Raw genomic sequence first — 9,329 nt, 5'->3', positions numbered from 1 at the left:
ATTTGGTTGTGGTGACTTAATTATATCAAAGATGGACGATTCTTTTTTATATTTTCTGTAAAGAAAGAGGTTGCCCAAAAGTAGCTATTCAGCTACTTTTGGGACAACCTCGTTTTTTGTTACTAAAAATTATATTTATCAATATTATCCTTTGTAAATACGACTCGTTCTGGTAGTACGATAATTCCGTTTCCCTCTGCCTCATAATCATATCCTTGAATGGAGTTTGGCTCTACTTTCACTTTTCCAATTCCTTTTACTTCAAAGCTATCCCCTACTTTTAACTTCTTCCCTTTTACAACAATTTCATTTGCTACATACGTTGCGAGTGCACCTTGTTGTTTTACGTCCCATAACCCGAATTGTTGTACAGTTCCTCGTTTTACGTAATCACGCATAACGTTTGGTGTAGAGAAGCCAGTTACGACAACCTTTTTATCCATTTTTAAATTTTCAGCTGCTTGTGCCATTGCCGGAAGTGCCGTTGCATCTGGACAAATGACTGCATTAATATCAGGATACGTTTTTAAAATATTCTCCCCTACTGACAGAGACTTTTGCGCATTATTTTCACCGTACTGCGTCGTTACAATTTCCCAGTTCGGATATTTCTCTTTAATAATTTCTTTCGCTTTCGTTACCCATTGGTTTTGATCTGTTACTGTTGGGCTAGAATAAAAAAATGCTACTTTCCCTTTATCTCCAATTTGCTTGGAAGTCATTTCAATTAATAAGTTAGCAAGTTGGTCTGGTGTTCCTTGGCTTATATAAAAGGAACGATCTTTCGGATTTACATCAGAATCCCAAGTTAACACAGTCATACCTTTTTTCTTAGCACGTTGCAGTGATTGCGATAAACCATCAACTGACGTTGAAGAAACCATAAGTGCATCATAGTTTTGATTAATGAAATTGTTTATATATTTTACTTGCCCAGAAACACTTGCTTCAGAGGGGCCATCATATTTCACTTGTACACCTAGTTTATCCCCCATTTCTTTTGCTCCTTCACCACCTGATGTAAAGAATCCAACTCCTGTTAATTTCGGGATAAATGCAAATTTCACATCATCCGCTTTTTTCTTATCTGCGGTTTGACTAGAACAGGCGATTAAACCGATTAAACAAATACATACAATGAATACAATCCCTAGTTTTCTCTTCATGACATTTCCCCCTTATGCAAATTCTTTCTTTTCCCCAGTGTGAATTGATGTAATTTGAAATGTCTCATAATAACTGAAAGAATAAGGATAATACCAATTACTACGTTGGATTGTTCATTTGTTAAACCCGTCATTTGCAAGCCATACTGCATGAGTCCAATGAAAATACTCGCCAGTACAGTACCGATAATGCTTCCTTTTCCCCCTGTAATAAGTGTCCCGCCTAATACGACTGCCGTAATGATTGGTAAAATTGTTTCACTTCCCATATCAGCACGTGCCGAACCGAAATAGGCAGTTAAGAAAGTCCCCCCTAATCCACCTCCTAACCCGGAAAGCATGTAAGCAATGATGACTACTTTCTTCGTCTTAATCCCGGTGTATTTTGCTGCATTTTCGTTCGCACCTGTTAATTTTATATGGCGTCCGTATATAGTTCGGTGAAATAATACAGCACATAAAACTGTTAATACGATCAGTAGCCATAATAAATTCGGTATTCCTATAAAACTACCATTTGCCAGTTGTACAAATACGTCAGGTAAACCACTTATCCCTTCATACCCAGAAGCACCTGCTCCTCCTGAAATGACGAGTGCAATTCCTCCGTATAAAAACATCGTTCCGAGTGTAACGACGAGTGGTTCGACATCTGTCATTTTTATAATGAGTCCGTTTAAAGCGCCTGATAGGCAACTAATTATTAGGGCGATTATGACAGCAAACAAAATAGGTATTTCGTTCAGCCAAAGTACACCGATCAAAATTGAAGTAAGCCCCATTATTGAACCAACCGATACATCAATTCCTCCTGTTACTATAACGAAAGTCATTGGTATCGCCGCAATTGCGATAAATAGGAAATCATTTGTACTAAAAAGGAGATTACTAATATTTAAGAAATCACTATTGATTAAACTAAAGAGAATGAATTCTATAAGAAGCAATACAATTAGAACACCTTCCCATCTGTATACATACTTCATAGATTCATCCTCCTTTCGGCCTTCCACTTTTTCATAACACTATCCAGTATGACGATAAGTAATAATAAAAAACCTGAAATAGCATTATTCCAAAATGCTGGTATTTTTAGAAAGACGAGTGAACTGCTTATTGTTTCTAAAAATAATGCTCCTAATGCAGCTCCAAATAAAGATCCTGTTCCTCCTTTTAAATGAATGCCTCCTAGTACAGCGGCTGCGATTACTTGTAATTCTAATCCTGTACCCGTTTGATTTGGAATGAACCCGATATTCATAACAAATATGCAACCAGCGAGTGCAGCACTTATGCCTGAAATTATAAACGCACATATCTTCACTTTATTAACAGGTATACCAATAAGTCTCGCACCATCTTCATTATCACCTACTGCATAAAAGTATCTTCCAAATGGCACTTTCCTTAAAAAGAAGTATAGTAGTAGTAAAATAATAAGAACGAACCATACAGTTATAGGTAAACCAAGAATGACGATAGATGACAGCTGCTTAAAATCGTTTGGAATATCTTCAATCCACTTCCCGCCTGTGAAAATTAACATGGCACCTCTAATAATTCCTAACATGCCTAATGTCATAATAATGGCTGGTACCCGAAACTTCGCAACGCCAACTCCGTTTACGAAACCGATAATAGCGCCAAGTGTAATAGCAGCAAATATCGACAAGGATGCACTATATTCATTCGTTAGCAACATTCCGCAAACTGCTGCACTTAACCCCATGCTTGAACCAACTGATACATCTATATTTTTCGTAAATAAGACGAACGATTGGCCGATTGCTAGCACGACTAAAATAACGCTTGATTTCACCATTAAAGATAACGAGTTAAATTGAATAAAACTAGGATTTATCATTCCTACAATAGCTATATAAATTAGTAGTAACGTTATGATAGACGTTTCGTGCATTTTTAACATGCGCTTCATTCCATCACACCTCCGTATGCAAGACGTGTAACTTCATCTACATTCATATTTTGTTTCTCTAAATGAGAAACAAATTGTCCATTTCGCATTATATATACACGGTTTACTAATTGAACAATTTCTTCAACATCTGAAGAGATTAATAAAATTGCGAGTCCTTCTCTTTTCATTTTTTCTATCGTCTCATACACTTCAATCCTTGCTTTCGCATCAATTCCGCGTGTCGGTTCATCAAGAATAATAATTTTAGGATTACATGCGAGATACTTTGCAAGCACGACTTTCTGCTGATTACCTCCTGATAAAGATGCCAGTTCTTCATTCATATCCTGTACAACAATTCGGAACTGTTCTATAAACGAATTAACTAAAGCGCTTTCTTTTTCTTGATTTATAAAAAAGCGATTATTTTGCTGTAAACTTGCTGCTGCAATATTTTCTTTAACAGAAGCCATTGAGAAAATTCCATTCCTCGCCCTATCCTCCGGCACATAAACTAGTCCTTCGTCTAGCCTTTTATGCAAAGAACATGTATCAATTGATTTCCCATCTAATAAAATAGACCCTGTTTTTACAGTTTTCAATCCAAATATCGCTTCTGCTAATTCCGTTCTGCCCGATCCAACAATGCCAGCAATACCTACAATCTCACCAGCATGTACAGTGAATGAAATATTTTCGAATGCGTGACCATTTATATCAATCACTTCTAATATTTCTTTCATCCTTGTGGTCTCTTGAACTACTTCTATTTTCTCTTTCTGTTTATACCCTTTTGGCAATAGTCCCTCCATCAGCATGTCATATGTATAGTCACATACATCTCCTTGACTTACAATCATTCCATCTCGTAATATTGCTACTTTGTTGGCAATTTCAAAGATTTCTGGAAAACGATGCGTAATATAAATCATCCCAATTCCTTTTTCTTGTAAACTTTTCATCAACACAAAAAGACTCTTAATTTCGTGAGTTGTTAATGTCGATGTTGGCTCATCTAGAATAAGAATCTCAGCTTCTCGTATTAATCCTCTAACAATTTCTACTAACTGTTGTTGCGCAATCGATAATGATCCTCCTAGTTCATTAAGGTCAATATCCCATCCTAGGCTGCTAATCAATTGCTGAATCTGTACTCTTAATTTCTTTTTCTTTTCTTTTAACCCGATACATATATTTTCTTCAATAGTCATATGCGGAAAAATGAGTGGTTCTTGCGGTATTAAATACATACCTTTTCGGTGTGCTTCTGACGGATTTGAAAACTGTTGCTTCGTTCCTTTTACATACATTTCTCCATCATCATACGAATATAACCCCGTTAATATTTTCATTAATGTTGATTTCCCGGCACCATTCCCTCCAACTAAAGCGTATATATCTCCGCGCTCTACTTGAATGTTCACTTCTTTCAATACAAGTTGATTTAAAAATGCCTTACTCATTTTTTTTACTTGTAATAAAGGTGCGTTCTCCACATGATGTCACCTGCCTTTATACAGAACATTTTTTGAGAAAATGATTATTTGTTCTACTTGTTTTGTAGCATTGTATATTCCTTTTTTTATATCTAGAACACTTTTTTCTACGTACTATTAATCGCTTCAACTGGAATAAACAAAATATATGGTACATATGTTTAAGCTGTGGTCAATTGTTGAAAGGGATGAAGAGTATGACACAGCTGAACTTTGAAGAAAATTTATTAACGAAAGTAGCTTGGTACTATTACAAAGACCAATTAACACAACAAGAGATTGCTTCACTTCTTCACATTTCAAGAAATAAAGTTGTTCGGTTATTAGAGAAGGCGCGGAGTGAAGGTATCGTTACATTTCACGTAAAAGGGACTGGTTTGCACTGTTTAAGTATTGAGCGTGACTTAATGAAAAAATTCCACTTAAAAGATGCTTTTATTATCCCGACCCCAGTAAACAATTATCACGATTCTCTCGGAAAAGCTGCTGCACAATATTTAGAAACCCAGCTCCAGCAAGGAGATTTACTCGGTATTGGCTGGGGAGAAACAATTAGCAAAATGCTAGAAAACATTCATTTCGAAAGTTCTATTAATCTCTCAATCGTAACGTTAACAGGCGGAGTAAATCACTATCTCCCGAGAAAACAAAACTATTTACATTACATGCAAGGCGATCTTCACATTATCCCTACGCCGTTTCTAGCGTCTACAACCGAAATGGCGCAAAGTATTCTATCAGAACCGAGCGTAAAAGATATGCTTCATGTCGCTTCACTTGCTCATACGGCTGTTGTTGGGATTGGTGGGCTATCTCAAGACGCTACGATTGTAAAAAAAGAAAAATTAACTTTACGTGAGATGACATATATTCGTAGTCAAAACGGTGCTGGCGATATTTTAGGACAGTTTTATGATACAAATGGCGATTTATTAGAGCTCTCGCATCACAATCGTCTAATTGGCACGTCCCTCTCTGTTTTGCGCAATATGAAGCATGTCGTCGGTGTTGCTGGAGGTACTGAAAAGATAGATGCAATTTATGGTGCCTTAAAAGGAAAGTTTATTCATACATTAATTACCGATGAGGAAACTGCCCTCTCCTTATTACGAAAGGATGGTGATTGTTAATGTCCAATTTATTAGCTTTCGATGCTGGTACGGGAAGCATACGAGCAGTTCTTTTTGATTTACAGGGTAATCAAATTGCAGTAAGTCAAAAAGAATGGATTCACAAATCTGACCCTCGTTATTCAGGCTCTATGAACTTTGATGTAATAGAAAATTGGAAGCTTGTACAACAATGCACGAAAGAAGTTTTACAAAGAAGTAATATCTCGCCCTCTTCCATTCAAGCTATTAGCGCTACTAGTATGCGAGAAGGTTTTGTTTTATATGATAAAAATGGGCAAGAAATATGGGCGTGTGCAAATGTTGATGGGCGTGCATCCGCGGAGGTTAGTGAACTAAAAGAAATTCGGTCACATCTTGAAAAAGATTTATATACAAAGTCTGGGCAAACTTTTTCATTAGGTGCTTTACCTCGCCTACTTTGGATAAAAAAACATGAACCCGACGTCTATAATTCTATTCACTCTTTTACAATGTTAAACGATTGGATTTTATATAAACTAAGCGGCGTGCTGCAAATTGATCCTTCAAACGGTTGTACGTCTGGAATCTTTGATTTACAAAATAGAAATTGGGATAACGATGTAGCTAAAGAGTGTGGTATAACTTTACTATTTTCGCCAAAAGTAAATGAAGCTGGCACTGTGATTGGTAATGTTACAAAAGAATGTGCAGCATTAACTGGATTACGTGAAGGAATTCCTGTCGTAGCCGGGGGCGGAGATGCTCAAATGGCATCACTCGGAACTGGAGTCGTAAAACCGAATCAAACATTAATATGCGGAGGTAGTTTTTGGCAACAAGAAGTGAATGTTACTGAGCCAATACCAGATCCACAAGCTGCGATTCGTATAAATTGTCACGTCGTACGTAACCTATGGCAATACGAAACGATTGCCTTTTTCCCAGGCCTCGTTATGCGCTGGTTTCGAGACGCTTTTTGCCAAGAGGAAAAGAAACTTGCTGACAAACTCGGTGTAGATGCTTATGAATTATTAGAAGAACAAGCGAAAGACGTACCTGTCGGCTCACATGGCATTATCCCTACTTTTTCAAACGTTATGAACTACATTTCTTGGCGTCATGCCGCACCTTCTTTTTTAAATTTAAGTTTAGACGCTGACAAATGTGGAAAAAAAGAGCTATTACGTGCTATTGAAGAAAATGCCGCCTTCGTAACACTTGGAAACTTACAATTAATAGAAAATCTAACTGGTCTATTCCCTTCTGAAGTTATTTTTGCTGGTGGTGCCGCTAAAGGAAAACTATGGCCACAAATTTTATCAGACGTCCTTGGTATTCCTGTAAAAGTACCTGTTGTGAAAGAAGCAGCTGCTTTAGGAACTGCGATTGCTGCAGGAGTTGGTGCTGGCATATATGCATCTATGGAAGAGACTGCCGAACAGTTTGTACAGTGGGAGCAAACATTCGAACCAGTTACTGAAAATCACGAACTATATAAAGAGTTCTATGAAACATGGAAAACTGTATATGACAGTCAGCTCGCTTTAGCTGATAAAGGGCTCACTTCACATATGTGGATTGCGCCTGGTGCACTGTAACACATTACATAAAGGAGTGGAATGTATGTTAAAAGCGAATGAAAATGACTTCTCCTATCGCTTCGGTGATAACGGGCCGAAATATTTAATACAAGGTCCGAATATTGATCTTGGCCTTGTTGTCATTCAGCCTGGGCAAGAGTTTCAAAACCATTATCATACGACGTGCGAAGAGGTCTTTTATGCATTAGAAGGTGAAATAGATTTCTATGTAAATAACGAAAGAGTTCCAATGAAACAAGGTGATGTCCTGCAAGTTCGTCCTCATGAATCTCACTATCTTATTAACCATTCTGACAAACCTTTTAAAGCGGTTTTTATAAAGTCACCACATTTACCAAATAAAGATACTGTTCAAACGGAAAATCCAACATTAACGAAGGAGTGATTTTGAATGACTTGGGGATTTAAAAATCGATTAAATACAATTTTACCTGATGGCAGAGCGGTTATGTTAGCGATAGATCACGGCTACTTTTTAGGACCAATTCACGGGCTTGAACAACCACTTGAAACAGTTAAAAACTTACTTCCTTACACAGATTCCCTCTTTTTAACTCGAGGCGTACTTAGCTCCTGTATTCCTGAAAACTGCAGCACACCGATGGTTATGCGTGTATCAGGCGGAGCTACTGTCGTCGGTAAAGATTTAGCAAATGAAACAATTGTTACACCTGTAAAAGAAGCAGTAAAACAAAACGCAATTGGCGTCGGTGTTTCTGTTTTCATCGGATCAGACTATGAAACACAAACCGTATCAAATCTCGCAAATGTAGTTTCAGAAGCACACGATTATGGTCTGCCAGTACTCGGCATTACCGCAGTTGCAAAAGAACTGCAAAAACGTGAAGCACGCTTTCTAGCACTCGCTTCCCGTGTATGCGTTGAAATGGGTGCTGACATTATTAAAACGTATTACTGCGAAGGATTCGAAAAAATCACCAGCACTTGCCCTGCCCCAGTCGTAATCGCTGGCGGTCCAAAACTAGATTCAATTGAAGACGCATTAAACATTACGTACAATGCACTGCAAGAAGGCGCAATTGGCGTCGATATGGGCAGAAACATATGGCAATCTGAACATCCTGCTGCGATGATTCAAGCGATTCATGGTATCGTGAAAAATGGATTGAATGTGAAAGAGGCATTGGAATTATATAATGATGTGAAAAATTAAGGTGAGAGATAGACTATTACACTTAAATAAATAAAAAATCAAGATTTACTATAAGGAAAAGCCCATACCTAACATATGGGCTTTCTTTGACATTTCTTATTATTTCAAATTTGGCCAGGTCTCTACAGATCGCGCACATTCCAAACAATCTCACCGCGTTCGCCAAACGTACTATGATGCCGCTTAAATCCTAACTTCTCTAACACCCGAAAAGACGCAGTATTCCAAGCGCCTACAGTAGACCATAGTCTTTTGCGCCCCGTAGCAATCGCAGCCTCCAATACCGCTGATGCTGCCTCTGTCGCATAACCCATGCGATGAGCACTACGGAACAACTCGTATGCAATCTCCGGCTCTTCAAGCGTGGCTCGACCGATAATTAAGCCACAGTATCCGATGAAATCCCCTTCTTCTCGCCTACGTATAGTAAGAAGAGAAATGCCATTTTCAGTTGCTTTCTTGCGCATTTCGATAAGAGAGCTACGAACAGATTCAATGGTTGGCATGTCCACACCACGTTCACCAATTAATTGTCTCAGCCAGACTGCATCTGATTCCTCCCACATATTCAGGTCGAGTCGTTCCGTTTTTAGCTGGAATGCCATATCTTTAAAAACAGCTGTCATAGCGGTAACCTCCTATTAATTTCACTGTACTACTAATAGTTTCGTACTTTACCATATGGGATACCTGCTTGATTCATACATTATTATTATTTTATGCATAAGCAATTTCTTTGCAAAATAGAACTTGTTTTCAAACTTCATTTTAAGTCTACAATATTTGATTTATAAATGATTTTAAATTAACACTTAATACTTATATTTAAAAATGTATTGCCCTTTCTTTTTTTGTTAAAATAAAGAAAAGGAGGAATGAT

Annotated in this window: 9 protein-coding genes; 4 read left to right on the top strand and 5 right to left on the bottom strand. The window is 37.6% G+C overall.

From position 1 onward, the window contains the following. Window positions 1–122: 122 nt before the first annotated feature. The 4 genes from lsrB to ACTFSI_RS15115 are packed head-to-tail and all read right to left on the bottom strand — an operon-like array spanning window position 123 to window position 4,580. Entirely contained in the window at window positions 123–1,166 is a 1,044-nt protein-coding gene (gene lsrB, locus ACTFSI_RS15130) for an autoinducer 2 ABC transporter substrate-binding protein LsrB (protein ID WP_000823631.1), read from the bottom strand. Next, complete coding sequence (locus ACTFSI_RS15125; RefSeq protein ID WP_138321812.1) at window positions 1,163–2,152, bottom strand: ABC transporter permease; 990 nt, start codon at window positions 2,150–2,152, stop codon at window positions 1,163–1,165. Before ACTFSI_RS15125 ends, lsrB begins: the two co-directional genes overlap by 4 nt. Next, on the bottom strand, window positions 2,149–3,102 hold the full coding sequence (locus tag ACTFSI_RS15120; RefSeq protein ID WP_138321810.1) for an ABC transporter permease subunit: 954 nt from the start codon (window positions 3,100–3,102) through the stop codon (window positions 2,149–2,151). The genes ACTFSI_RS15125 and ACTFSI_RS15120 overlap by 4 nt, the downstream gene beginning before the upstream one ends. Continuing rightward, window positions 3,099–4,580 (bottom strand): sugar ABC transporter ATP-binding protein, encoded by a 1,482-nt coding sequence (locus ACTFSI_RS15115; RefSeq protein WP_138321808.1) that lies wholly within the window; start codon window positions 4,578–4,580, stop codon window positions 3,099–3,101. Before ACTFSI_RS15115 ends, ACTFSI_RS15120 begins: the two co-directional genes overlap by 4 nt. Before the next feature lie 197 nt (window positions 4,581–4,777). On the opposite strand from ACTFSI_RS15115, the gene ACTFSI_RS15110 reads away from it, so the two are divergent. Genes ACTFSI_RS15110 through lsrF form a run of 4 tightly spaced genes read left to right on the top strand, consistent with a single transcriptional unit; the run spans window position 4,778 to window position 8,449 of the window. Beyond that, on the top strand, window positions 4,778–5,710 hold the full coding sequence (locus ACTFSI_RS15110) for a sugar-binding transcriptional regulator (protein ID WP_000192724.1): 933 nt from the start codon (window positions 4,778–4,780) through the stop codon (window positions 5,708–5,710). Continuing rightward, window positions 5,710–7,272, top strand: coding sequence for an autoinducer-2 kinase (lsrK, locus tag ACTFSI_RS15105; protein ID WP_138321806.1), 1,563 nt, complete (start codon window positions 5,710–5,712; stop codon window positions 7,270–7,272). Before ACTFSI_RS15110 ends, lsrK begins: the two co-directional genes overlap by 1 nt. 25 nt (window positions 7,273–7,297) lie before the next feature. Further along, window positions 7,298–7,660, top strand: coding sequence for a cupin domain-containing protein (locus tag ACTFSI_RS15100; protein WP_000909989.1), 363 nt, complete (start codon window positions 7,298–7,300; stop codon window positions 7,658–7,660). Window positions 7,661–7,666: 6 nt separating this feature from the next. Next, window positions 7,667–8,449 carry a 3-hydroxy-5-phosphonooxypentane-2,4-dione thiolase gene (gene lsrF / locus ACTFSI_RS15095; protein WP_138321804.1) on the top strand — a complete coding sequence of 261 codons (783 nt, stop codon included), beginning with the start codon at window positions 7,667–7,669 and terminating at the stop codon, window positions 8,447–8,449. A 122-nt stretch (window positions 8,450–8,571) separates the two neighbouring features. On the opposite strand, the gene ACTFSI_RS15090 is transcribed toward lsrF, so the two are convergent. Next, window positions 8,572–9,075 carry a GNAT family N-acetyltransferase gene (locus ACTFSI_RS15090; RefSeq protein ID WP_044792864.1) on the bottom strand — a complete coding sequence of 168 codons (504 nt, stop codon included), beginning with the start codon at window positions 9,073–9,075 and terminating at the stop codon, window positions 8,572–8,574. Window positions 9,076–9,329 lie beyond the last annotated feature (254 nt).

Origin of the sequence: Bacillus cereus group sp. MYBK101-2 (assembly GCF_051918845.1) — a bacterium.
In the GTDB taxonomy this organism is placed as follows: domain Bacteria; phylum Bacillota; class Bacilli; order Bacillales; family Bacillaceae_G; genus Bacillus_A; species Bacillus_A paranthracis.
The sequence above is the reverse complement of the archived record's forward strand: the minus strand, read 5'-3'. Positions and strand labels throughout refer to the sequence as shown.

What these genes read in the sequence shown, in the direction of transcription:
- lsrB (WP_000823631.1), bottom strand. Translation starts at nt 1,166, where the DNA reads ATGAAGAGAAAACTAGGGATTGTATTCATTGTATGTATTTGTTTAATC.
- ACTFSI_RS15125 (WP_138321812.1), bottom strand. Translation starts at nt 2,152, where the DNA reads ATGAAGTATGTATACAGATGGGAAGGTGTTCTAATTGTATTGCTTCTT.
- ACTFSI_RS15120 (WP_138321810.1), bottom strand. Translation starts at nt 3,102, where the DNA reads ATGAAGCGCATGTTAAAAATGCACGAAACGTCTATCATAACGTTACTA.
- ACTFSI_RS15110 (WP_000192724.1), top strand. Translation starts at nt 4,778, where the DNA reads ATGACACAGCTGAACTTTGAAGAAAATTTATTAACGAAAGTAGCTTGG.
- lsrK (WP_138321806.1), top strand. Translation starts at nt 5,710, where the DNA reads ATGTCCAATTTATTAGCTTTCGATGCTGGTACGGGAAGCATACGAGCA.
- ACTFSI_RS15100 (WP_000909989.1), top strand. Translation starts at nt 7,298, where the DNA reads ATGTTAAAAGCGAATGAAAATGACTTCTCCTATCGCTTCGGTGATAAC.
- lsrF (WP_138321804.1), top strand. Translation starts at nt 7,667, where the DNA reads ATGACTTGGGGATTTAAAAATCGATTAAATACAATTTTACCTGATGGC.
- ACTFSI_RS15090 (WP_044792864.1), bottom strand. Translation starts at nt 9,075, where the DNA reads ATGACAGCTGTTTTTAAAGATATGGCATTCCAGCTAAAAACGGAACGA.